Raw genomic sequence first — 21,083 nt, 5'->3', positions numbered from 1 at the left:
GAACGAGCGACCACGCCGATGCTACAGCCGTTGACCACCGATATCGTCCACTTACGCCTGGCCCCCGATTGCAGCCACAGCGGTGCAGCATGAAGAAACTGTTCTGGTTTGCCATCGCCGGCAGCATCGGCTTCGTGGTCGATGGCGGCCTGCTGATGCTGCTGCTGCATTACACGCCGATCGGGCCTTTTGGGGCCCGTGCCATCAGCATTCCGTCGGCGATGCTGGCTACCTGGTTCTTCAACCACAGCTTCACCTTCGAAAAATCCAGCCAATCGCTGGCCGTCGAAGGGTTTCGGTATGGCTCTGTTGGTGTCGTTTCGGCGCTGATCAACTACGGGATCTATTCCGGGCTTCTGATCACGATCCCGATCCTGCGTCCGACCTTTGCCTTGGTAATGGCCTCGGCGGCGGCGACGGCGTTCAGCTTTTTCGGCTATTCCCGCTTCGTCTTCCGCCGCTGAGCTTCGAGATCAGACTGTTTCCCAGCCATCCTTTTCGCTGGCGCGATAGATCGCGTCGATCATCGCCTGGTTCTTCTTCGAGCTTTCCAGCGTCACCACCTCTGCAGCCCCACCGGTAGCAGCGTCGGCAAAGGCCTCTGCCTCCAGCTTGTACTGGCGGCTGTCGGGAAAGCGGAAGATCTGCGACTGACCATGGCTGCGATTGGCAAGCTCGACCTCTTCAGCGCCATAGCGATCTGCATTGAACGGCGATTTCACCTCGATGAAGCCGTCCGTGCCGTGGAAGACCATGATCTGCCGGCTGGCCATCTGCGTCGAGATGTAGAAGCTCATCTCGAAGTCGCCGAAATCGGCCTTGACGCTGGAGTACATGTCAGTGCCGAACTCGGGATCGCGCTCGGTGACCGCCTGGATGCGCTGTGGCTCCTTGCCCGTGGCAAAGCGGGTGGTGATCGACGGGTAGACGCCGATATCAGGGAGGCCGCCGCCGCCGAGTGCTGGAATGTTGCGCATGTTGCCGGCATCGCGGTTGAAATAGGTAAAAGCGCCCTGCACATGCCGCAGGCGGCCGATGGCGCCCTCGGCAAGCAGTTCCCTTACCTTCTTCCAGACCGGCGTATACACCACCATGTAGGCTTCGCTCACCAGCACCTTGTTGCGATCACGGGCGGCAATCAGGCTGTCAATCTCGGCAGCCTTGAGGGCGATCGGCTTTTCGCAGAGCACGTGCTTGCCTGCATCGGCGGCCTTGATCGACCACTCGACATGCTGCGATGTCGGCAGCGGGATGTAGACAGCATCGATCGTATCGGAGGCGAGCATCTCCTCGTAGGAGCCGAAGGCGTGCGGAATGGAGAAGCGGTCCGCCATTTCGCGGGCGCGGGCGAGCTCGCGGCTGGCAACAGCGGTGACCACGCAGTTCTCCGCATCCTGAATGGCGGGCACCACGAGTTCGCGACCGATCTTGGCAGTCGATAGAATTCCAAAACGCATCATCGATATCTCCTCATCCTTTATCGCCCGATCATAGGCAGCGTTGAGGTAGCGCGCAACGCCGGCGGGGCAATTCACCGACGTCCGGTTTCCTTAACGACGTCCAGGCCCTACATAGGCAGGGCGGCTTAGCGCTGTGCCAATTTTTCAGCGTCCCACTTCATTCAGGAGAGCGGCATGCAGATGCGCCCACTCGGTAAAACAGGACTTTCAATTTCGCCAATTGTCTTCGGCGGCAATGTCTTCGGCTGGACTGCCGATGAGAAGACGTCCTTCGATATTCTCGACGCCTTCTTCGGCGCCGGCTTCAACACCATCGATACGGCCGACGTCTATTCGCGCTGGGTGCCCACCAACAAAGGTGGCGATTCTGAAGAGATCATCGGCAAGTGGCTGAAACTGGGGCATGTGGCGCGCGACAAGGCGATCATCATCACCAAGGTCGGTTCTGAGATGGGGCCCGACAAGAAGGGCCTGAAGGAAAGCTACATCCTGAAGGCGGTGGAAGATTCGCTGAGGCGGCTGCAGACCGACTATATCGATCTCTATCTATCCCATTGGGCCGACCCGGAGACGCCTTACGAGGAAACTTTGGGTGCCTATGCCAAGCTGCGCCAGCAGGGCAAAATTCGCGCGGTCGGTTGCTCCAATCTCGACGCGGCGCAACTGCAGGCCTCGCTCGATGCCGCAGAAAAGACCGGCGTCCAGCGCTACGACGTGCTGCAGCCGGAATACAATCTCTATGATCGCGGGAGTTTCGAAGGCCCGCTTGCCGACCTCTGCATGCGTGAAAACATTGGCGTCATCACCTATTTCAGCCTGGCGTCGGGCTTCCTCTCTGGCAAATACCGCAGCAAGGCCGACACCGAGGGCAAGGCACGCCAGGACAGGGTGGCGAAGTATCTGGACGACAAGGGACTTCGAATCCTGTCGGCGCTCGATACCGTCGCCAAGGAGACAGGGGCAGCTCCCGCCGAGATTTCCCTCGCCTGGCTGCAGCAGAAAAAGGCCGTGACGGCGCCGATCGCTTCAGCGACCAGCCTTGCGCAGCTGGAGGCTTTGGTGAAGTCTGCGCAGCTGACATTATCGCCTGAGGCAATGGACCTGCTCGACAAGGCAGGCGCATAACGAGGACGACAAAATGACGGTGACGATCCGAGAAGCCAGACCCGACGACGAGGCCCGCTGGCGCGCACTCTGGGCCGACTACCTCGCTTTCTATGGCGTTGGCATCGCGGACGACATCACCGATCTCACATGGCGCCGGGTTTTCGACCCGGCGTCGGCGATCTTCATGCGAGTGGCCGTTGTCGATGACGTCGTGATGGGCTTTGCCCTTTGCCTGACCCACGAAGGTACCTGGACTTCAGGTCTCGATTGCTACCTCGAAGACCTGTTCGTCGACGCGGAAGTGCGCGGCAAGGGCGTAGGTCAGGCGCTGCTGGACGACCTAGTGGCGCTTTCCAAGGCGAGCGGCTGGACGCGGCTCTACTGGCATACGGACGAGACCAACAGCACTGCCCGCAAGCTATACGACCGCTTCGTCCAGAGCGACGGCCACATACGCTATCGCATTACGCTCTGATCCGCGGAAAGCCGTCATACGACCCCGAATGACCGCCCGACCAGTTGGCCATACCTTCCCGGGTCAGGATGCCGCGCGGCGCGGCGTAGCTGCTGATCGATCGCTTCGGGCGCTCATGCCAGGAGATGTTGAAGGCCCAGAGCTTCGGAAAAAACTGCAGGGAGGCGTATGGGAGCTGGTCGTGGATCCACCAAGCCAGCTTTTGCCAGTCGCCTGGTGCCTGATAGCGATCCCACACCCAGGGGACCACGACGCAGGCGGTTGCGCCCATGAAGCCATCGGCATCCCTGAGGTCCCAGACATGGCCGGCGGCGTCATTGCGAGCGCAGTTCAAATTATTTTCGTTTCCGAAGCGGTTAAGCGCCTGCGAGCGGTAGCCTGAACGAAGGTGCAACCTTCCGAATGTCGCTTGCAGGGGCTCCAGCAGGTCGGCGCAAAGCCGACTGCCGGCCGCGATGGCAAGGGCGGGGTCATCAGGGACATTCGGGATGCGGTAAAGGGTGCCTATTTCGGAATGCAGGAAGTCGCGAAGGAAGAAGTTTTCGGACAGCCGCACCCGCCCCAGATCTTCCAGCCCGCGCATCGATGCCGGTCTTTTCATGTAGGCTCTCCTCCCCGCCAGGGTAAGCGGCATTTTCATGCCGGCCACCCGAAACTCTGCATCTCAGCCATCGACCTTGAAGAAATCGATGAAGGCGCGCAACGCCGGACGCAGCTGCCGGCGGCTGGGATAATAAAGGAAGGGACCGGGATAGGGCTGGCACCAGTCCTCCAGCACCCGGACCAGCCGCCCGCCGGCCACCTCGTCCTCGACGCGGATGTTGAAGAGATAGGCAAGACCGGCGCCGTTCAGAGCTGCCAGCAGCGCCAGCCTGTCCTCGCCGACGATGAGCGGCCCGTCGACCGAGACCACGAGAGACTCGCCGTCCTTGTCGAACTCCCAGCGATAGATCGCGCCGTTCGAAAAGCGGCGCTTGATGCAGCGGTGTGCGACGAGGTCGCGGGGATGGACGGGGATCGGATGCTTTGCGAAATAACTCGGCGAGGCGGCAATGATTGTGCGCATCTCAGGCGAGATGCGCACAGCGATCATGTCGGCATCGAGGCTTTCCTCCATCCGAATGCCGGCGTCATAGCCCTGGTCGACGATGTCGATGAAGCCATCCTCGTTGGCAATCTCCAGCGTGATATCGGGATAGGCATTGAGGAAATCTCCGATGCGGGGTCCAAGCAGGATGTCCGAGGCGAACCGGGGCGCGGTAATGCGCAGGTTGCCGGCGGGCCGGTCACGCGCGTCGATGGCCGCCTCCAGCGCAATGCCGATCTCATCGAGCGCCGGCCGCAGGCGTTCCAGCAGGCGTTGCCCCTCCTCCGTCGGCGCGACGCTGCGGGTGGTGCGGGCCAGAAGGCGGACGCCGAGGCTCGCCTCCAGGCTCGATATGGCATGGCTGACGGCCGACGGCGCGATAGCCAGCTCCTTAGCCGCAGCCCGGAAGCTGCGATGCGCGGCGACGGCGGCAAGAACTGCCAATTGCGAAAGCTGAGTCCTGTTCATTGGTCTAAATGATAGAACAGCACATTGCCTTTTGCACCCATATTCAAAAGCGCTGGGTTGCCCTATTTTGCAGGTTGCATCGTGTCGCCTGCATGGCTGACCGTTCCCAAGGAGAAATTTCATGAAGACCCGCAAACTCGGAACCGAACTCACCGTCTCGGCCATCGGCCTCGGCTGCATGGGCATGAGCCATGCCTATGGTGGTCAGGACGAGCAAGATGCCATCCGCACCCTGCACCGCGCCGTCGAGATCGGCGTCACCTTCTTCGACACCGCAGAGGTCTACGGCCCCTTTGCCAACGAAATCCTCGTTGGCAAAGGCCTCAGGAGCGTCCGCGACAAGGTCACCATTGCCACCAAATTCGGCTTCAGGATCGATCCTGCGAAGACGGATTCGCAGGCCATGTCCGGACTCGACAGCCGGCCGGAGCATGTGCGCGAGGTGGCGGAGGCTTCGTTGAAGCGCCTCGGCGTCGAAGTGATCGATCTGTTCTACCAGCACCGCCCCGACCCGGAAGTACCGATCGAGGACACCGCCGGTGCCGTGGCCGATCTCATCAAGGCCGGCAAGGTGCGCGCCTTCGGCCTCTCGGAAGCGAGCGCCGAGCATATCCGTCGCGCCCATGCCGTGCAGCCCGTTTCGGCGCTACAGAGCGAGTATTCGCTCTGGACCCGCGATCCCGAAGGGGAGATCCTCGATACGTGCCGCGAACTTAACATCGGTTTCGTACCGTTCAGCCCCCTTGGACGCGGCTTTCTGACAGGCAAAATCCAAAACACCTCCGAGTTCGGGGAAGGCGACTTCCGCAAGAACCTGCCACGCTTCGAAGCCGACAACATGGCTGCCAACCTGGCGCTCGTGAAGCTCGTGGAGGAGATGGCAGCTGAAAAGGGAGCCACTGCCGCGCAGCTGGCGCTCGCCTGGGTTCTGGCCAAGGGCGATTTCATCGTGCCCATTCCCGGCGCCCGCAAGATCACCCATCTCGAGCAGAACGCGGCTGCCGCCGATCTCGTTCTGACGGCGGACGACGTGACGAGACTGGATCACATGCTGTCGCCGGACAAGATCGCAGGGGCGCGCTATGGCAAACCTGCGGCCTGGAATGCAAAGCGCTGACGGAACCTGGCCTCCTCAAGAACGTTAAGAGAACAAACAAGGAGGCTAGCAATGATAGACGAACACAATCCTAAGACCAATCCGGATCCTTCTTCCAACACGGAGAAGGATCCGGACGACTGGGTCACCGGCGACGAACCTATGACCGGAGCGCAAAAGTCCTATTTGAAAACGTTGACGGAACAGGCGCACGAGCCGGATGCTTTTTCCGAAGAGCTCTCCAAGGCGGAAGCGTCCAAGCGTATCGACGAGATCAAGAGCCGGATGCAGAAATAATGTTGGGCCGGTTGTCGCGTTCAACCGATAGAGAGATACAACGAGGCGGTGTCAGCGAGAGCGGGCGCCGCCTTTTCCATTGAGGTTCCAGGCGCGAAGATCAAAAAATCCAGCATCACCTCTCCAGCGATGAGCGTGTTCAGTTGATGGAGCGAGGTTTGTTTGATGCACGCATGGGATCATCGCTATGCCGGCTCCGGATGCGCCGGACCGTAAGCCAGACACCGACGATCACGAACGGCACTGAGGCACCCGTCAGCGTATCGGACGAAATATCGAGACCGATGGCGTGGATGACCTTGGCGAGATAGCCGACCAGGCCGATGACGTAATAGGAAATGGCCGCCACCGACAGGCCTTCCACCGTTTGCTGCAAGCGCAGCTGCAGATGCGCCCGCTTGTCCATAGATGCCAGAATTTCGGTGTTGAACTTCTGCAGGTCGACGTCGATCCAGCTGCGCAGCAGGCCGCTGGCGCGCGCCAGTTTGCTCGAGAGGTTGGCCTGCCGCACTTCCACGGACTGGCATGTTCGCATGGCCGGCGCCAGGCGCCGTTGCAGGAAGGCGCCAAGCGTCTCGTTGCCGGGAAGCCCCTTCTCCGCCAGCATGGCGACACGATCAAGGACGATGTCGTAATAGGCGCGGCTGGCTCCGAATCGATAGAGGCTCAGAGCCGCATTTGCCTCCAGTTCGGCAGCAAGGCGGGTGATCTCGGCGAGCATCGCATCTGCTTCGTCACGCGCGTGCTGCTTCATGCCCTGGGTGATGGCGGTGAAGCTGTTCTCGATCTGGCGGATCTCGGGGGAAAGGGTCTGCGCAAGTGGCAAACCCATCATCGCCAACGTGCGATAGGTCTCGATATCGAGGATACGCTGGGTGAGCATGCCACGTGCGGCATCCGTCATGCCCCGGTCGAGGATCAGGAACTTGGTGAGGCCATCGCCATCCTGGCGGAAGTCGGTCACGATCGTCGCCTTGCCGTCCGCCACGGTGCTCTGACAGAGACTGGTCAGGTCGAAATTCTCGATCACATCCACCGATACCTCTATGGCAGGCCGGATCTCGATGCGGACACCGGAGATGAACGGCCCCGGCGCGACAAAGCGGGATCCAAAAGGATTGATCGGGATATCACCGCCGAATTTCGCGGGAGCCGGGGTGTCCCAGAAATAGGTCGAGAATTCCGTATGACGCTCCCAGCGCAACATGCCGCCACCCCAGGTCATCGTATGATGGCTGGAATCGGCAGCAGGAGCCGGAACACCCTGCCCCAGCGACAGATCCGTGAGGATTGCGTGGTCGGCAGTGAAATTTGCTTCCGTCAGGAAGGCAATCTGGAAAACGACGCGCGGAAGTGCGAGCAGCGTATAGGGCCTGGAGTGGATCTCACCGATCGCCTTTGCGCGAATCTCGGCACTGGGGAAGGAAAAACTGCGCTTCGACACTTCGCTACCCTCGAGCCGCCGTGATGGCCGGCACCATTCCTCGCTATGCGCAAATGCGCTCATGGACAAGGGGTCGAGGTTTGGTGCATCGCAAAAATATGATGCTACGCACCAGAGAGGCGCTCACCCGCCGTCAGACGTGGCGGCGAGTGAGGCGCCTGTGGGTTTATGGGTATCAGCCGCGCAACACGCCACCGGTCGTCTTGGTGACGTTGGCGACGATCTTCTGGGTCAGCGCGTCGAAATCCTGATCGGTCAATGTGCGCTCCGCCGGCTGGATCTGAACCTCGATGGCGACTGATTTCTTGCCCTCGCCGAGCGAAGCGCCTTCGAACACATCGAAGATGTTGACTGACGTCACCAGCTTTCGGTCTGCGCCGGATGCCGCCCGGATGATGGCGCCGGCTTCCACCGTCTTGTCGACGACAAAGGCGAAGTCACGCTTGACCACCTGCAAGGGCGAAAGCTCGAGCGCCGGCTTGGTCCGCGTCGGCTTGCGCTTCGGCTCGGGCATGACGTCGAGGAACACCTCGAAGCCACAGAGCGCTCCTGAGACATCGAGTGCCTCCAGCGTCTTCGGATGGAACTCGCCGAAATAACCGAGCACGACCTTAGGGCCCATCTTGATCGTACCGGAGCGACCGGGGTGGTACCAATCCGGCCCGCCATGCTCGATCTGGATATTGCCCATCGGCAGCCCGCAAGCCTCGATGACGGCCAGGGCATCGGCCTTGGCATCGAATACATCGACCGCCTTGCCACCGCCCTTGGTAGCGTTCGACCAGATGCGACCGGCGCCAGAAAGCGTCGCCGTGCCCCGACGGATGCCGCCAGCCACTCGCCGCTGGCCTTCCGGCCGGTCGCTCTCGTAGGTGCCGGAGACTTCGAACAGCGCAACGTCGCCGTAGCCCTTGTCGGCGTTTCTCTGAGCAGCACTCAGCAAGCCCGGCAGCAGCGACGGCCGCATATCGGACATGTCGGCCGCGATAGGGTTAGCAAGTCTCAGGGTATCGGATCCGCCGCCGAACAGCTTCGCCTGGTCCGTCGAGATGAACGACCACATGACCGCTTCCAGCATGCCACGCGAGGCCAGCGCACGCTTAGCGGTGCGGGTGCGGATCTGCAGCGTCGTCAGGATCTTGCCGTTGACGGCGGCATGGCTTTCAAGAGGCGTAGGCTTAATATTATCGACGCCGTGGATACGCATGACCTCCTCGACGAGATCAGCCTTGCCGTCGACATCCGGGCGCCAGGAGGGGACCGCAACCGAGACGCGCTCGCCGGAGCCCGAGACCTTGAAGCCGAGGCGCTGCAGGATTTCGGTGCTCTCGGTGGTGGAGACCTCAAGGCCGGTCAGCCGCTTGATTTCGGCGAAGGGGAAATCGACGATCTTGGGCTCATAGGGCGTGTAGCCGACGACATTGGCCTTGGCAGCAGTACCGCCGCAGATCTCCAGCACCAGTTCCGTAGTGCGCTCAAGACCGGGCAACATATAGTCCGGATCGACGCCGCGCTCGAAACGATAGCGGGCGTCGGTGATGATGCCAAGGCTGCGGCCGGACTTGGCGATGTTCATGGCGTCCCACAGTGCGGATTCGATCAGCACGTCGGTGGTGTTCTCGTCGCAGCCCGAGTGCTCGCCGCCCATGATGCCACCGATGGACTCGATGCCGTTGTCGTCAACGATGACGACGTTGTTGCCGGAAAGCTTGTATTCTCGGGTATCCAGCGCGAGGACGGTTTCTCCGTCGCGGGCACGGCGCACGGTCAGGTCGCCCTTGACCTTGGCAGCGTCGAAAACGTGCATCGGACGGCCTTGGTCGAAGGTCATGTAATTGGTGATATCGACCAGCGCGCTGATCGGCCGCAAACCGATCGCCAGCAGCCGCTGCTGCATCCAGGCCGGGCTCGGGCCGTTCTTAACGCCGCGCACCAGGCGGAGCGCGAAGCCGGGGCAGAGCCTGGGGTCATCGAGATCGAGCGTCACCTTCACCGGCGTTTCGCCCTCAATGGGGAACGCAGGTGCCGCGCGGGTCTTCAGCGTGCCGAGGCCGGATGCGGCGAGATCGCGTGCGATGCCGTAGATCGAGGTGCAATCCGGCCGGTTCGGCGTCAGGTTGACGTCGATCATGGCATCGTCGAGGCCGGCGTAAGTGGCATAGCTCGAACCGACCGGTGCATCATCGGCCAGGTCGATGATGCCGTCATGGTTGTCGGAAATCTGCAACTCCTTCTCGGAGCACATCATGCCATGGCTTTCGACACCACGGATATTGCCGACCGTCAGCGTCACATCGATGCCGGGCACATAGGTGCCGGCGGGGGCGAAAGCGCCGATCATCCCGGCCCGAGCATTCGGCGCGCCACAGACGACCTGCACTGGCTTGTCCGCACCGGTATCGACCATCAACACCTTCAGCCGGTCGGCCTGCGGATGCTTTTCAGCCGACAGCACCTTGGCGATAACGAACGGCTTGAATGCCGCCTTGTCGTCGACAGCATCGACTTCAAGCCCGATCTCGGTCAGCCGGGTGCAGATTTCATCGAGACCAGCCTCGGTGTCGAGGTGATCCTTCAGCCAGGAGAGTGTGAATTTCATAGGTTTCTTCTCATTAGGCTATCGGCACCAAGGCCTTGATTTCTTCAATGGAAAGGTTGATTTTTCGAAACAATCCGCACGCATCGCTTTGCAAACTTCGGCATCGAAGTTCACTTACCGGTCGCCTTCACATACTCTGTCAGCACTGCGTTGATGCGGCTCTGCCAGCCGGGCCCGGTCTGGCGGAAATGCGAAACCACTTCTGCATCAAGGCGCAAACCGATCCGCTCCTTGACAGCGGCCTTCTGCGGACCACGCTCGCCCCGCGCCTTTTCAAACGCTGCCTTTAATTGCGGGAGTTCCGAGATCGGCAGCGCCCCCGCCATCGTGCCCTCTGTAAGCTCTGGAATGTCCTCACCATGGGCAATCTCATACTCGTCCATGCTGACGACACCGGAATTAACGTCATCCAGTGTCGGTAGCCGAAGGCTTTTCGCGCTCGTAGATTTTGCGTTCGCGGTCATTGATCTTCCTCAGCGAAATGATGCGTAGCTTTCCGCCTCTTTCTGTCCAGCAAAAACTGCACAGGACACCTCTAAGATACCCCGTCGAATTATAGCGCGTCTCACCATATTCCCGACGTTGATCGATATACGTCACGATGGTTTCCAGGTCGAAGTCAAGAACGTCAGCGAAATCCAGCCCTCTTTGGCGAAGGTTGGTTTGCCGCTTCTCCTCGTCCCACTCCAGATCCATCTCTACCACACATATTTAATTGTGGCCACAATAAAACTACACGCTCAAACCGCCAAACAGCGTCGGCATGTCGAGGGGGCGGAAGCCGTAGTGGGAGATCCAGCGGACGTCTGCGTTGAAGAAGTCGCGTAGGTCCGGCATGCCGTATTTCAGCATGGCGATGCGGTCGAGGCCCATGCCCCAGGCAAAGCCCTGGTATTCGTCCGGGTCGAGCCCGCCGTGGCGCAGCACGTTCGGATGGACCATGCCGCAGCCGAGGATCTCCATCCAGTCGGTGCCTTCGCCGAACTTGACGCTCGGGCCGGAACGGTCGCACTGGATGTCGACCTCGAAGGACGGCTCGGTGAACGGGAAGAAGGACGGACGGAAGCGCATGGTGACGCTGTCGACCTCGAAGAAGGCCTTGCAGAACTCTTCGAGAACCCAACGCAGGTTTCCGACATTGGCTTTCCTGTCGACCACGAGCCCCTCAACCTGATGGAACATCGGCGAATGGGTTGCGTCTGAATCCTGGCGATAGGTCTTGCCGGGGATGATGATGCGGATCGGCGGCTTCTGGGATTCCATCGTGCGGACCTGCACGGGCGAGGTGTGGGTGCGCAGTACCTTCCGCTCGCCGTTTTCGTCCGGCTGGAAGAAGAACGTGTCATGCATTTCGCGGGCCGGGTGGCCTTCCGGGAAATTCAGCGCCGTGAAATTGTAATGATCGGTCTCTACGTCGGGACCCTCGGCAATCGAGAAGCCCATATCGCCGAAGATCGCCGTGATCTCGTCGACGATCTGGCTGATCGGATGGATTCGACCGCGTTCGGCCGGCGAGGAGCGCACCGGCAGGCTGACGTCAACGGTCTCCGCCTTGAGCTTCTCCGTGATCGCGGCGTCCTTCAGCTCTGCCTTGCGGCCGACGATGGCCTCGGTCACGACGGTTTTCAACGCATTGATAGCGGCACCGCGCGTCTGGCGTTCCTCCGGCGACATTCCGCCCAGCGTCTTCAGCAGTTCCGAGACCGAGCCCTTCTTGCCGAGCGCCGACAGCCGGACGGCTTCGATGGCCGCCTCGTCGGAAGCGGCATGGACGTCGGAAAGCAGCTGCTGTTGCAATGTATCGAGTTCGGTCATGGTGTCCTGCCTTGCGGGCGTTCTTCGTGGGTCGTGCTGGAGCGACTATCGGACGGCACCGTCGCCAGATAGCTCGTGGCGACAATGAAGCGCCGCAGATCACTACCCATGCGGACGCGGCCAATCAACCGGGCAAAGGACAAAAAATGCCCGAGGAAGCCGGTCATGCGTCGCAATTCGGCAATCGCTGCCACTGGCGCCCGCGCCGACCACGCGCTGTAGGCAGCGTCGAAGGTATCCGTACCGCGCCGGGCCGTGCTGGCAATCTGCAGGAACAGCAGCCATATGTCGCGCGCCTGGGCCACCGGTAGCGGCATGACGCTTTGCGGCTCCTCCTCGAAATCCATGAAACCGAGCCTGTCGCCGGCGAAAAACATGTCGCGCGGGTACGGCCGCCCGTGGCAGAGACCGGCGGCGTGGAGGCGCCCGAGCTCCTCGGCGCAGGCAACCAGCAGCCCGTCGCGGACTGTATCGTCATCCGAGTTGCGCAGGCGCGTCTGCACCGTCTCGCCGACATGGGTCAGCACGATGGCGCTCCTGGAGGCATAGAGGATCTGGGGAGTGGCGATGCCGCTTGCGGCAAACAACCGGATGCGCCGCTGTTCGCGCTCTGCCATCTCTCGTGGCGTCAGATAGGGTGAGGGCCTGAGGTAATCGACGGGGATCAATCGTGAGACAAAAGCCTGCAGGTGACGCCACCATGTCGGCTTCTCCGTGCCGTAGCGCTTGATCCAGACAGTCCGCTTCGACAGGACGACCCGCTCAACGCGCTTCTTGCCAGAAACCAGCACCGCAAGCAGCGTCTCGAGGTCGCTGGCGGTCAGATCCGGTAGAGAACGCAGATAATCTTGCTGGTCTTCCACTTTGCGATCCTGTCTTGCGGGCCTGGCGCGCCGCTCAGAGACTGGGTTGATGAAAAAACGGGGTGACGAAAACGCGAAACCCGCGCCAGCTTGCCGGCGCGGGTTTCAAACCTGGAACACAAAGGGTTCGTCGCGCCGTTACTTAACGACCGCTTCGAATTCGTTCTTCGTGCCGGCATCCTTCAGATAGTCCAGCGCCTTCTTCGAGGCAGCAACCAGGGCGCCGAATGCTTCGACTTCATGGATCGCCATGTCAGACAGAACCTTGCGGTCGACTTCGATGCCAGCCTTGGTGAGGCCATCGATGAAGCGGCCGTAGGTCAGGCCGTGCTCGCGGACGGCAGCGTTGATACGCTGGATCCAGAGGGCGCGGAAATTGCGCTTGTTTACCTTGCGGTCGCGGTAAGCGTACTGCTTGGAGCGATCGACCGCTGCCTTGGCGGCGCGGATGGTGTTCTTGCGGCGGCCGTAGAAACCCTTGGCCTGCTTCAGAACCTTCTTATGCTTGGCGTGCGAGGTGACGCCTCTTTTGACACGTGCCATGTCATGATCTCCTTAATAATAGCGGGCGAAGGGTCTTAGCGACCGTTCGGCAAGTAATTCTTGATGACCTTGCGACCATCTGGCTCGGAAAGAACCATGGTGCCGCGTGCATCGCGAATGAACTTGTTGCTACGCTTGATCATGCCGTGGCGCTTGCCAGCAGCGGCGGCCTTTACCTTGCCGGTCGCGGTGATCTTGAACCGCTTCTTGGCAGAGGACTTCGTCTTCATCTTGGGCATTTTGCTACTCCTTCTATGCCCCCGGTCGCGCTCTTTTTGAAAAAGGCGCCTCTCGCAGGTCCGGCATGCCGGGCTTGCACAAAGTGCGGGTGGCTTGGTTGTTGAACTGCAGGTGCGGTGACGAACCGTTCTGCAAGCATTCTGAACTGCCACGGCATGCCCTGCCGGTCAGTTCGGACGGGGTCCTATAACCGCAGTCCCGCCAAAGTGCAACGGGGCCGCAGCTGAATCTTTCGAACGCAGCCCTGACAAAAGAAAAAGCCGCCCGGACGGACGGCTTCGACTTCCAGTGTGACGGTCCGCACCCTTACTTCGGCGCGAGCACCATCATCATCTGGCGACCTTCGAGCTTCGGTTCGGCTTCGACCTTGGCAAACTCGATTGTGTCGACCTTGACCTGCTGCAGCAGCTTCATGCCGAGTTCCTGGTGGGCCATTTCGCGGCCGCGGAACTTCAGGGTAACCTTGACCTTGTCGCCTTCATCGAAAAAGCGGCTCATGGCCTTCATCTTCACCTCGTAGTCATGGGTGTCGATATTCGGACGCATCTTGATTTCTTTGATTTCGACGATCTTCTGCTTCTTGCGCGCTTCGGCCGCCTTCTTCTGGTTGGCGTATTTCAGCTTGCCGAGGTCGAGAATCTTGCAGACGGGCGGCTCTGCGTTAGGGGAAATTTCCACCAGGTCGAGACCTGAGTCTTCCGCCATCTTCATTGCTTCGTCTGTCGGGACTATGCCCAGGTTTGCGCCGTCCGCTCCGATGAGCTGGACTTTCGGGATGCGAATTTCCCGGTTTGAACGCGGCCCGTCCTTAACGGGAGCGTCGGTTTTAAAAGGTCTGCGAATGGTCGTATTCTCCACGAATTGTTTAAAGTATTTGCGGCCCCAAGCTCCCGTCGGCGCAGTTGGCGGCAATGTGCTCAAAGCGGCAGCGATGTCAATAGCACAGTGTATGGCAGAAATCACCTCCTGTCAGCCCGGAAGCGAATCTGTTTTAAAAGCGGCCAAACAGGAGCTCAGCTATGTCCGAAACAGCAAATGCCCTTCCGCCCGAGACCATCACTGTCGGCAGCGGCGATGGTGCCCGTCCGATCGCCATGCGACTTCGCGAGACCTCGAACCCCGAAAAGCAGGCAACAGTTCTCTGGCTGTCAGGCTATCGCTCCGACATGGGGGGCTCCAAGGCAGTCGAGGTCGATGCGATGGCCGAGCGGCTGGGTCTTGGATGCATCCGGTTCGACTATTCCGGTCACGGCGTCTCGGGCGGCGACTTTCGCGATGGCACGATCTCGCGTTGGCTGGAGGAAACGCTGGCGGTTGTCGATCACGCCAATCCGCAACGCCTCGTAATCGTGGGCTCGTCTATGGGTGGATGGATCGCGCTGCGATTGATCCAGGAACTGCGCGCCCGGAAGAGTGCGCCAGTTATCCAGGGCCTGGTTCTGATCGCCCCGGCACCGGACTTTACGATCGACCTGATCGAACCAAACCTGAAAGATGCCGAGCGCCAGGCTTTGGCGGAGAAAGGGTTTTTCGAGGAGCCGTCTGCCTACAGTCCTATCCCCAATATCTATATGCGGAAGCTGATCGAGGACGGCCGGGCGAACCAAGTGCTGTCAGGCATGATCGAGACTGGCTGCCCGGTCCACATCTTGCAGGGCATGCAGGACGAGGACGTGCCTCATGCCCACGCGATGAAACTGGTGGAGCACCTGCCTGCCGACGACGTGGTGCTGACGCTCATCCGCGATGGCGACCATCGCCTCTCCCGCCCGCAGGATCTGGAAAGGATGCTGGAGGTGATCGCGGCGTTCGCAACGCTATAGGCGCATCGGTCGCCCTTGAGCCGTCGCCGACTTCTGTTGCATTTTAACCATGTTGCACGGTTCACCCCGTTAACGTTTAAGTAACGATTGACCATGCGGCCTCGTGTCCATTAACAATTTGTTAAGAATTAGGGACGGTACGAGGTTGCTGGCGTGGATTTCAAGGGCATCTTTCTAGCCTTAGTGGCGATATTCGCCATGTCGACATCGGCAATGCCGGCGTCCCAGAGTGGGCCTTCGATGGTTGTCGGCGGTACCACCTCGCAGCCGATTGGCCATTATGATTTCTGCCAGCGCTACCGCAGCGAATGCGGCCCTAATTCAGATCTCATGCCCGTCAAAATGACCGATGCAAACTGGGCAACGGTCAAGCAGGTCAATCTGCAGGTCAACACTACCATTATTCCGGCCACGGACATGGAAGTCTATGGCAAGGAAGAATACTGGGCCTATCCGGTAACCGCTGGCGATTGCGAAGACTTTGCACTGCTGAAGCGCCGTATCCTGATCCAGCGCGGCTTTTCTCCGTCCAACCTTCTCATGACCGTCGTCCGCAAGCCGGACGGCGAAGGCCACGCCATTCTGACGCTGCGTACTGCGCAGGGCGATTACGAGCTCGACAACCTCACCGATGAAGTGAAGATCTGGTACCAGACGCCCTATTCCTACATCAAACGCCAGGCGAGCTACAATGCAGGCCGCTGGGTGACGATCGAGAATGGCCGTGACGTACTGGTGGGTGCCTTGAAGTAAGGCGGGACTGCATCCGGAACCTTGCGGATGCCACGGCTCGACCGGAGCCGGCAAGACATTGCGTCGCAATGACCCGTTTGTTTATGCCGCCTCACAAGCGCCTCGAAGCATTCCGTGCACGCGGATGGAACTTCGGCGGGTCAGCTGCATTAGAACGTTCAGAAATATAAATTGGCTCGGCTGAGATTTGGAAATATGTTTTCATTCCCAGATCCGAGTGTGGGGAGAAACAAATGAAAATCAGATCATTGCTGTTGACGGCCGCCATGGGGATCGGAACCCTCACTCTCGTCGGTTGCGTGGAAGGCGGAGGCTACAGCGGCGCCTACGTCACCACTTACGACGCGCCGTATTATGGTGGTGGGTATAACGGTGGCTATTATGGTGGATACCGTGACGGCGGCTACTATCGCGGTTACCCGGGCTACCGTCGCGACGGCGGATACCACAGACGCGATTACGCGGATCGTCGTCGGGACAACGACAGGCCGCGCGGGCCGGGACGCGGTGACGGCAGGCCCGACGGTCCAAGAAGAGACTACAACCGCGACCGTCCCGACAACAACCAGATCATTGTGCCTAACGCTGACTCGCCGCGTGGCCCAATGTTCAGCCGCGGCGGAAACTGAGCCGGGCGAGCGCCATCAAGGGATTTCCGAATATAAACATGGGACCGAAGCCGAATGGCTTCGGTCCCACTTGCATTGCTGGTCCAGGCAGGATCTGCCGGAGCGAAATGTCCGTCACACATTGCCGATCAGGATACCTGCCGCCAGGACGAGACCGCCACCGAGGACGACCTGGAAAGCGGCACGCAGGAATGGCGTTTCCATGAACTTGTTCTGGATAAAGGCAATCGCCCAGAGCTCGAAGAAGACAACGACGCCAGCGGTGATGGTGGCCGTCCAGAAATCAGGGATAAGGTAGGGCAAGGCATGTCCGAGGCCACCGAGTGCCGTCATGATGCCGCAGGCCAGACCGCGCTTGATCGGCGAGCCGCGACCGGAAATCTTGCCATCGTCATGGGCGGCTTCTGTGAAGCCCATCGAAATGCCGGCACCGACGGACGCTGAAAGGCCGACAAGAAACGTCTGCCAGGTGTCTTGCGTGGCGAACGCTGCGGCGAAGATTGGCGCCAGCGTCGAGACGGAGCCGTCCATAAGGCCTGCAAGGCCCGGCTGTACATAGGTGAGAACCATCTGCCGACGGGCATCGGCATTTTCGTTCTTCTTGACGTCCTCGGGCGTATGTTTCTCGCTCAGCATTGCGGCGACGTCTTCGTGGCCCTGCTCGGCCATGGCGAGATCGTCGAGCAGCTGACGCGTCCCGGCATCGGAGGTCTGCTTGGCGGCCTGGAGATAGAAGCGATAGGCCTGGCCCTCCATCGTCTCGGCTTCCTGGCGCATGGCCTCCAGAGACAGCGTGTTGCGCAGCCAATCCGGCTTGCGCTCGTAGAAGCCCTGTACATGTTCGCGGCGAATAAGCGGGATGCGCTCGCCGAACCGCCTGCGATGCATCTCGATCAGCATCTTGCGGTGCGTGCTTTCGACTTCGGCCATGTCCTCGAAAACCTTGGCAGACGCGGGATATTTCGGCCTGAGGGTGTCGGCATAGGCAAGGTAGATGCGGGAATCGTCCTCTTCGGCCGCGATTGCCACGGCGAGGACTTCCTGCTCCGTCAGGGACTTGAACGGGCGCTTGGACGATCGGAACAGGCGGGTCAGCATGGGTGTCTCCACTTTAGAATTAATCTAAATCTAAAGTGCGATATGGCACGGGTCAAGATCCTGGCAAGGGCAATCGTGCAATTTGAGCAAAGCCGCCGGGCATGGCCTTCTGTATCGTCTGCAACGCGGCTATACCGGCTGTTCTTACGCGGCCTCCATGGCTGCAAGAGTGGCTGCGGCAGGAGCAAAACCGAATGACCAACGAGTTGCAGGGCCGCGCCGCCCAGATCGCCGCGATGCGCGAGCGTGCCGAGGCGGACATGTTGCGCATCGGCATCGATATGGCGTTCATAGACCAGTTGGTCGAAGAGTTTTACCAACGGATCCAGGTGCACCCGCGACTTGGGCCTGTCTTCGAGGCGCGGCTGTCCGGTCGCTGGCCGGAGCATATGGAAAAGATGAAGCGCTTCTGGTCATCGATCGCCTTGAAGACCGGCGCCTATGGCGGCAAGCCCGTGCAGGCGCATGCTTCGGTCGAGGGGCTGGTGCCGGAAATGTTTCCGGAATGGCTGGGGCTATTCGCTGCGACGCTCGCGGATATCGCGCCGACGCCAGAGGCCCGCGACTGGTTCATGACAACGGCGGAGCGGATCGCCAAGAGCATGTTCCTGGCGCTTTTCTACAGTCCAGCCAACGACGCGCCGGCCGGTCCTCCTCCAGCCTAGGGCGCGAGCGTCGCACCGACGCTGGCTGCGACGACAAAGGCCGTTCCCAGCATCTGCAGCAGTGTCATCGGCTGCGACAGCACCAGGAAGCCTGCAAGCGCGCCGAGCGCTGGCTCCAGGCTCATCAGGATACCGAAGGAGGCTGTCGGCATGCGCCGCAGCGCCACCATCTCCAGCGCGTAGGGCAACAGCGGCACGAGGATGGCGAGGCCGAGCATTTCGCCCAGGCCTTCCCACGAGAGAGCACCTATCGAGGCCGGCAGGCCGAAGGGCGTGGCCACCAGGGCCGCCACCATGAGCGACATTGCCAGCCCCTCGAAACCCTTGAAGGCGGCGCCGACTTTCTTTGTGAGAACAATGTAGATCGCCCATCCGACAGCCGAGGCGAGCGCGAACATGACACCTGGCAGGTTGCCCACCCAGCCCTGTCCGTCGCGCGCCAGAAACAACACGCCAATGCCCGCCACCACTGGCCAGGCCAGCCGCCAGCCGATGCCATAGCCGAAGGCTGCAACGGAAAGCGGCCCCAGGAAGTCGATGGCCACAAGCAGCCCGAGCGGGATGCGCTGGATTGCCGCGAAGAACGACATCGTCATACAGGCCGTTACCGTGCCCAGCACCAGGGCGCCCAACCATTGCCGGCGGCTGTAGCGAAAGATCGGCGGGCGGACGATGGCGAGAAGAATAAGGGCTGCAAAGCCGAGCCGCAGCCAGCTGGCGCCAGCTGCGCCGTAGAGCCCGATGGCCGGCGACGAAAAAGCCGCGCCGAACTGGATCGACGTCATCGACAGCAGGCACATCAGTGCACCTGCGGCCATGCCGCCCTGTGGCGCCTCATTGGGGACCGGCATCAGCGGCGCACCGCCATCGCTTCCCATCGTCGCTGCGTGCTGATCCATGCCAATCCCCCCTTTGCTACCGCTCCTAGCGGGCGGCGGGCATGGCGGCAAACGCCAAATTGTCATGCTGACATCAGGAAAACCGATGGCTGCGGATCAGGCTTCCAGGCCCATCAGAACATTGGCGACGTTGAGGCCGATTTCCGGAACGCCGTAGCCGCCCTCCATGCAGGTGATCACGGGCAGGCCGACCGCGGCGATCATCGTCCCCATGCGGCTGAAATCCTCGGAGGCGAGCCTGAAGAAGGAGATCGGGTCGCGCTCGAACGTATCGACGCCGAGCGACAGCACAATTGCCTCGGCGCCTGACGCCTTGATGCGGGCGAGCGCATCGGCGAGCGCTGCAGACCAGGCAGACCAGGCAGTGTCGCGCGGCAGAGGATAATTGGCGTTGCACCCTTCGCCGGCGCCTGCCCCGATTTCGTCGGCGTAACCCCAGAAATAGGGGAAGGCATTGGCCGGCTCGCCGTGAAGCGAAGCAAAGAAGATATCGCTGCGCTGGTAGGTGATGTCCTGCGTGCCGTTGCCGTGGTGAAAATCGACGTCGAGGATGGCGACCTTTTTCGCGCCATGCTCGATCAGCCGTTCGGCTGCGACGGCGGCATTGTTGATGAAGCAATAGCCGCCGAAAAGATCGATACCGGCATGATGACCGGGCGGGCGGCAGAGCGCGAAGGCAAAGCGGTTACCGGCATTCAGCCAATCCGCGCCATCGAGGGCGCAACGCATGGCGGAAAGCGCGGCCTCATAGGTACCATCGGTGATGGAGGTCTCGGTAGCATTGGCATAGTAGCCGAGCATTCCGTCGATATCGTTGGGAATGCGCTGGGTGGAGCGGCGCACCGGCAGCGACGTCGCGATCGCCTCGCCTTCCGCTCCGCTTGCCTTCCACAGCTGCCAGACCTTGGAAAGAAAATCGAGATAGCCGGCGTCATGAACTGTCAGTGCGGTTTCGATCCCCTGCGGTCGCGGCGACACCACGTCGGAGAAACCGGCCTCCCGCACTGCCGCGAGGATCCACTCTGCGCGGAACGGCCCCTCGAACGGGGTCACCAGCAAGCCGCCATGGAGTTCCGTCTTTGCATCGCGCAGCTTGTGGTCTTCGGAATAGAAAATGCGCATTGGAGGCCCCCATTGTCGTCCGGGAGGATAGAACGGGGACGAGGCCACCGCTGTCAAGCGGCAGGAAGCCCTATCCGCTTGTAGAACAGCGTCACATCGCCGAGGCCACCTTGTGGCCAGGCGGCATAGTCCGGAATGATGCCTACCCTGTTCCATCCGAGGCGCGGATAGATGGCTTCGGCCGCGCTGCCGGTTGCGGTATCGAGCACCAGCAGGCTCTTGCCGTGCCTTGCCGCCTCCTGCTCGGCGGCTTCCGTGAGCAGCCGGGACACGCCCTTGCCCCGCGCAGAGCGGTGAACGAGCAGCTTCTTGAGGTCGCCGCGATGTCTCTGGTTTGGCATGCTGGCAAAGCCGATCTGCACCGTACCGACCATCTCACCATCGATCTCGGCGACAAACAGAAGCGTCTTTCCGGATGCCACGTCATCGGCGACGCCAATCCAGAAGGGAAGCGCATCCGTGACGTCGAAGGGGTGCATGAAACCGAGGGAGGCGCCGTCTTCGACGCAATCCACCAGGATTTCGGCAAGCTGCGGCCCTGCGCCGCGAGCCTGGTCGGCATCGAGCATGCGGATATCGATCATTGTTTTCTCCAGATTT

25 protein-coding genes are annotated in these 21,083 nt (G+C 60.9%); 9 read left to right on the top strand and 16 right to left on the bottom strand.

Features of this window, described 5'->3' with window-relative positions:
• Positions 1–89 precede the first annotated feature (89 nt).
• Positions 90–464, top strand: a complete 375-nt coding sequence (locus PR017_RS16965) for a GtrA family protein (RefSeq protein ID WP_111216126.1) — start codon at positions 90–92, stop codon at positions 462–464.
• A gap of 9 nt (positions 465–473) precedes the next feature.
• Here the strand turns inward: PR017_RS16965 and PR017_RS16960 are convergent, their stop codons facing one another.
• Positions 474–1,460 carry a Gfo/Idh/MocA family protein gene (locus PR017_RS16960; protein WP_111216912.1) on the bottom strand — a complete coding sequence of 329 codons (987 nt, stop codon included), beginning with the start codon at positions 1,458–1,460 and terminating at the stop codon, positions 474–476.
• Between the two features lie 174 nt (positions 1,461–1,634).
• Between PR017_RS16960 and PR017_RS16955 the strand changes: the two genes are divergently transcribed.
• Both PR017_RS16955 and PR017_RS16950 read left to right on the top strand, forming a co-directional pair.
• Positions 1,635–2,585: an aldo/keto reductase gene (locus PR017_RS16955; RefSeq protein ID WP_111216124.1), complete on the top strand. Its 951-nt coding sequence runs from the start codon at positions 1,635–1,637 to the stop codon at positions 2,583–2,585.
• Between the two features lie 13 nt (positions 2,586–2,598).
• A complete protein-coding gene (locus tag PR017_RS16950) occupies positions 2,599–3,042 on the top strand; it encodes a GNAT family N-acetyltransferase (RefSeq protein WP_111216122.1) in 444 nt (147 codons plus the stop codon).
• Here the strand turns inward: PR017_RS16950 and PR017_RS16945 are convergent.
• Entirely contained in the window at positions 3,032–3,643 is a 612-nt protein-coding gene (locus tag PR017_RS16945; RefSeq protein WP_111216121.1) for a hypothetical protein, read from the bottom strand. The two genes, PR017_RS16950 and PR017_RS16945, sit on opposite strands and share 11 nt — an antisense overlap.
• A 63-nt stretch (positions 3,644–3,706) precedes the next feature.
• On the bottom strand, positions 3,707–4,597 hold the full coding sequence (locus PR017_RS16940; RefSeq protein ID WP_111216119.1) for a LysR family transcriptional regulator: 891 nt from the start codon (positions 4,595–4,597) through the stop codon (positions 3,707–3,709).
• A gap of 121 nt (positions 4,598–4,718) precedes the next feature.
• Here PR017_RS16940 and PR017_RS16935 point away from each other — a divergent pair, with 121 nt between their 5' ends.
• Both PR017_RS16935 and PR017_RS16930 read left to right on the top strand, forming a co-directional pair.
• Positions 4,719–5,714: an aldo/keto reductase gene (locus tag PR017_RS16935; RefSeq protein WP_111216117.1), complete on the top strand. Its 996-nt coding sequence runs from the start codon at positions 4,719–4,721 to the stop codon at positions 5,712–5,714.
• Positions 5,715–5,765: 51 nt separating this feature from the next.
• Positions 5,766–5,990: a DUF3072 domain-containing protein gene (locus PR017_RS16930; protein ID WP_111216115.1), complete on the top strand. Its 225-nt coding sequence runs from the start codon at positions 5,766–5,768 to the stop codon at positions 5,988–5,990.
• 139 nt (positions 5,991–6,129) lie between these two features.
• Here the strand turns inward: PR017_RS16930 and PR017_RS16925 are convergent, their stop codons facing one another.
• The 9 genes from PR017_RS16925 to infC all read right to left on the bottom strand — a co-directional run bounded on the left by PR017_RS16925 (position 6,130) and on the right by infC (position 14,337).
• Entirely contained in the window at positions 6,130–7,434 is a 1,305-nt protein-coding gene (locus PR017_RS16925; RefSeq protein ID WP_111216113.1) for a DUF3422 family protein, read from the bottom strand.
• Positions 7,435–7,609: 175 nt separating this feature from the next.
• Positions 7,610–10,033: a phenylalanine--tRNA ligase subunit beta gene (gene pheT, locus PR017_RS16920; RefSeq protein ID WP_111216111.1), complete on the bottom strand. Its 2,424-nt coding sequence runs from the start codon at positions 10,031–10,033 to the stop codon at positions 7,610–7,612.
• A gap of 110 nt (positions 10,034–10,143) precedes the next feature.
• The gene (locus PR017_RS16915) at positions 10,144–10,497 is read right to left on the bottom strand and encodes a BrnA antitoxin family protein (RefSeq protein WP_240538821.1); all 354 of its coding nucleotides are present in this window, start codon (positions 10,495–10,497) and stop codon (positions 10,144–10,146) included.
• On the bottom strand, positions 10,439–10,729 hold the full coding sequence (locus PR017_RS28435) for a BrnT family toxin (RefSeq protein ID WP_111216108.1): 291 nt from the start codon (positions 10,727–10,729) through the stop codon (positions 10,439–10,441). Before PR017_RS28435 ends, PR017_RS16915 begins: the two co-directional genes overlap by 59 nt.
• A gap of 36 nt (positions 10,730–10,765) precedes the next feature.
• Positions 10,766–11,848 (bottom strand): phenylalanine--tRNA ligase subunit alpha, encoded by a 1,083-nt coding sequence (gene pheS / locus PR017_RS16910; protein WP_111216106.1) that lies wholly within the window; start codon positions 11,846–11,848, stop codon positions 10,766–10,768.
• Positions 11,845–12,711 carry a BUD32 family EKC/KEOPS complex subunit gene (locus tag PR017_RS16905; protein ID WP_111216104.1) on the bottom strand — a complete coding sequence of 289 codons (867 nt, stop codon included), beginning with the start codon at positions 12,709–12,711 and terminating at the stop codon, positions 11,845–11,847. The genes pheS and PR017_RS16905 overlap by 4 nt, the downstream gene beginning before the upstream one ends.
• A gap of 138 nt (positions 12,712–12,849) precedes the next feature.
• Positions 12,850–13,254 carry a 50S ribosomal protein L20 gene (gene rplT, locus PR017_RS16900; RefSeq protein ID WP_111216103.1) on the bottom strand — a complete coding sequence of 135 codons (405 nt, stop codon included), beginning with the start codon at positions 13,252–13,254 and terminating at the stop codon, positions 12,850–12,852.
• Between the two features lie 35 nt (positions 13,255–13,289).
• Positions 13,290–13,493, bottom strand: a complete 204-nt coding sequence (gene rpmI / locus PR017_RS16895; protein ID WP_111216101.1) for a 50S ribosomal protein L35 — start codon at positions 13,491–13,493, stop codon at positions 13,290–13,292.
• Between the two features lie 307 nt (positions 13,494–13,800).
• Entirely contained in the window at positions 13,801–14,337 is a 537-nt protein-coding gene (gene infC, locus PR017_RS16890; RefSeq protein WP_202617140.1) for a translation initiation factor IF-3, read from the bottom strand.
• A gap of 176 nt (positions 14,338–14,513) precedes the next feature.
• Between infC and PR017_RS16885 the strand changes: the two genes are divergently transcribed.
• The 3 genes from PR017_RS16885 to PR017_RS16875 all read left to right on the top strand — a co-directional run bounded on the left by PR017_RS16885 (position 14,514) and on the right by PR017_RS16875 (position 16,699).
• Positions 14,514–15,317, top strand: coding sequence for an alpha/beta hydrolase (locus PR017_RS16885; protein ID WP_111216098.1), 804 nt, complete (start codon positions 14,514–14,516; stop codon positions 15,315–15,317).
• A 153-nt stretch (positions 15,318–15,470) separates the two neighbouring features.
• On the top strand, positions 15,471–16,070 hold the full coding sequence (locus tag PR017_RS16880; protein WP_111216096.1) for a transglutaminase-like cysteine peptidase: 600 nt from the start codon (positions 15,471–15,473) through the stop codon (positions 16,068–16,070).
• Between the two features lie 233 nt (positions 16,071–16,303).
• Positions 16,304–16,699 (top strand): hypothetical protein, encoded by a 396-nt coding sequence (locus tag PR017_RS16875; RefSeq protein WP_111216094.1) that lies wholly within the window; start codon positions 16,304–16,306, stop codon positions 16,697–16,699.
• A gap of 114 nt (positions 16,700–16,813) precedes the next feature.
• Here the strand turns inward: PR017_RS16875 and mbfA are convergent, their stop codons facing one another.
• Positions 16,814–17,797, bottom strand: a complete 984-nt coding sequence (gene mbfA, locus PR017_RS16870) for an iron exporter MbfA (RefSeq protein WP_111216093.1) — start codon at positions 17,795–17,797, stop codon at positions 16,814–16,816.
• Positions 17,798–17,991: 194 nt separating this feature from the next.
• Here mbfA and PR017_RS16865 point away from each other — a divergent pair, with 194 nt between their 5' ends.
• Positions 17,992–18,462, top strand: coding sequence for a group III truncated hemoglobin (locus PR017_RS16865; protein ID WP_111216091.1), 471 nt, complete (start codon positions 17,992–17,994; stop codon positions 18,460–18,462).
• Here the strand turns inward: PR017_RS16865 and PR017_RS16860 are convergent.
• From PR017_RS16860 to PR017_RS16850, 3 genes are all read right to left on the bottom strand, one after another.
• On the bottom strand, positions 18,459–19,361 hold the full coding sequence (locus PR017_RS16860) for an EamA family transporter (protein WP_111216089.1): 903 nt from the start codon (positions 19,359–19,361) through the stop codon (positions 18,459–18,461). The genes PR017_RS16865 and PR017_RS16860 overlap by 4 nt on opposite strands.
• Before the next feature lie 96 nt (positions 19,362–19,457).
• Entirely contained in the window at positions 19,458–20,483 is a 1,026-nt protein-coding gene (locus tag PR017_RS16855; RefSeq protein ID WP_111216087.1) for a histone deacetylase family protein, read from the bottom strand.
• A 53-nt stretch (positions 20,484–20,536) separates the two neighbouring features.
• Positions 20,537–21,067, bottom strand: coding sequence for a GNAT family N-acetyltransferase (locus PR017_RS16850; RefSeq protein WP_111216086.1), 531 nt, complete (start codon positions 21,065–21,067; stop codon positions 20,537–20,539).
• Positions 21,068–21,083 lie beyond the last annotated feature (16 nt).

Source organism: Rhizobium tumorigenes, assembly GCF_003240565.2.
GTDB classification, from domain to species: domain Bacteria; phylum Pseudomonadota; class Alphaproteobacteria; order Rhizobiales; family Rhizobiaceae; genus Rhizobium; species Rhizobium tumorigenes.
This window is presented reverse-complemented; position numbering and strand designations above follow the sequence as displayed.

Excerpts from the sequence above, each read along its gene's own strand:
- PR017_RS16940 (WP_111216119.1), bottom strand. The coding sequence starts at position 4,597 with ATGAACAGGACTCAGCTTTCGCAATTGGCAGTTCTTGCCGCCGTCGCC.
- PR017_RS16930 (WP_111216115.1), top strand. The coding sequence starts at position 5,766 with ATGATAGACGAACACAATCCTAAGACCAATCCGGATCCTTCTTCCAAC.
- PR017_RS16885 (WP_111216098.1), top strand. The coding sequence starts at position 14,514 with ATGTCCGAAACAGCAAATGCCCTTCCGCCCGAGACCATCACTGTCGGC.
- PR017_RS16855 (WP_111216087.1), bottom strand. The coding sequence starts at position 20,483 with ATGCGCATTTTCTATTCCGAAGACCACAAGCTGCGCGATGCAAAGACG.
- PR017_RS16935 (WP_111216117.1), top strand. The coding sequence starts at position 4,719 with ATGAAGACCCGCAAACTCGGAACCGAACTCACCGTCTCGGCCATCGGC.
- PR017_RS16865 (WP_111216091.1), top strand. The coding sequence starts at position 17,992 with ATGACCAACGAGTTGCAGGGCCGCGCCGCCCAGATCGCCGCGATGCGC.
- PR017_RS16965 (WP_111216126.1), top strand. The coding sequence starts at position 90 with ATGAAGAAACTGTTCTGGTTTGCCATCGCCGGCAGCATCGGCTTCGTG.
- PR017_RS28435 (WP_111216108.1), bottom strand. The coding sequence starts at position 10,729 with ATGGATCTGGAGTGGGACGAGGAGAAGCGGCAAACCAACCTTCGCCAA.
- mbfA (WP_111216093.1), bottom strand. The coding sequence starts at position 17,797 with ATGCTGACCCGCCTGTTCCGATCGTCCAAGCGCCCGTTCAAGTCCCTG.
- PR017_RS16915 (WP_240538821.1), bottom strand. The coding sequence starts at position 10,497 with ATGACCGCGAACGCAAAATCTACGAGCGCGAAAAGCCTTCGGCTACCG.
- pheS (WP_111216106.1), bottom strand. The coding sequence starts at position 11,848 with ATGACCGAACTCGATACATTGCAACAGCAGCTGCTTTCCGACGTCCAT.
- PR017_RS16960 (WP_111216912.1), bottom strand. The coding sequence starts at position 1,460 with ATGATGCGTTTTGGAATTCTATCGACTGCCAAGATCGGTCGCGAACTC.
- pheT (WP_111216111.1), bottom strand. The coding sequence starts at position 10,033 with ATGAAATTCACACTCTCCTGGCTGAAGGATCACCTCGACACCGAGGCT.
- PR017_RS16955 (WP_111216124.1), top strand. The coding sequence starts at position 1,635 with ATGCAGATGCGCCCACTCGGTAAAACAGGACTTTCAATTTCGCCAATT.
- PR017_RS16875 (WP_111216094.1), top strand. The coding sequence starts at position 16,304 with ATGAAAATCAGATCATTGCTGTTGACGGCCGCCATGGGGATCGGAACC.
- rplT (WP_111216103.1), bottom strand. The coding sequence starts at position 13,254 with ATGGCACGTGTCAAAAGAGGCGTCACCTCGCACGCCAAGCATAAGAAG.
- PR017_RS16950 (WP_111216122.1), top strand. The coding sequence starts at position 2,599 with ATGACGGTGACGATCCGAGAAGCCAGACCCGACGACGAGGCCCGCTGG.
- rpmI (WP_111216101.1), bottom strand. The coding sequence starts at position 13,493 with ATGCCCAAGATGAAGACGAAGTCCTCTGCCAAGAAGCGGTTCAAGATC.
- PR017_RS16860 (WP_111216089.1), bottom strand. The coding sequence starts at position 19,361 with ATGGATCAGCACGCAGCGACGATGGGAAGCGATGGCGGTGCGCCGCTG.
- PR017_RS16850 (WP_111216086.1), bottom strand. The coding sequence starts at position 21,067 with ATGATCGATATCCGCATGCTCGATGCCGACCAGGCTCGCGGCGCAGGG.
- PR017_RS16945 (WP_111216121.1), bottom strand. The coding sequence starts at position 3,643 with ATGAAAAGACCGGCATCGATGCGCGGGCTGGAAGATCTGGGGCGGGTG.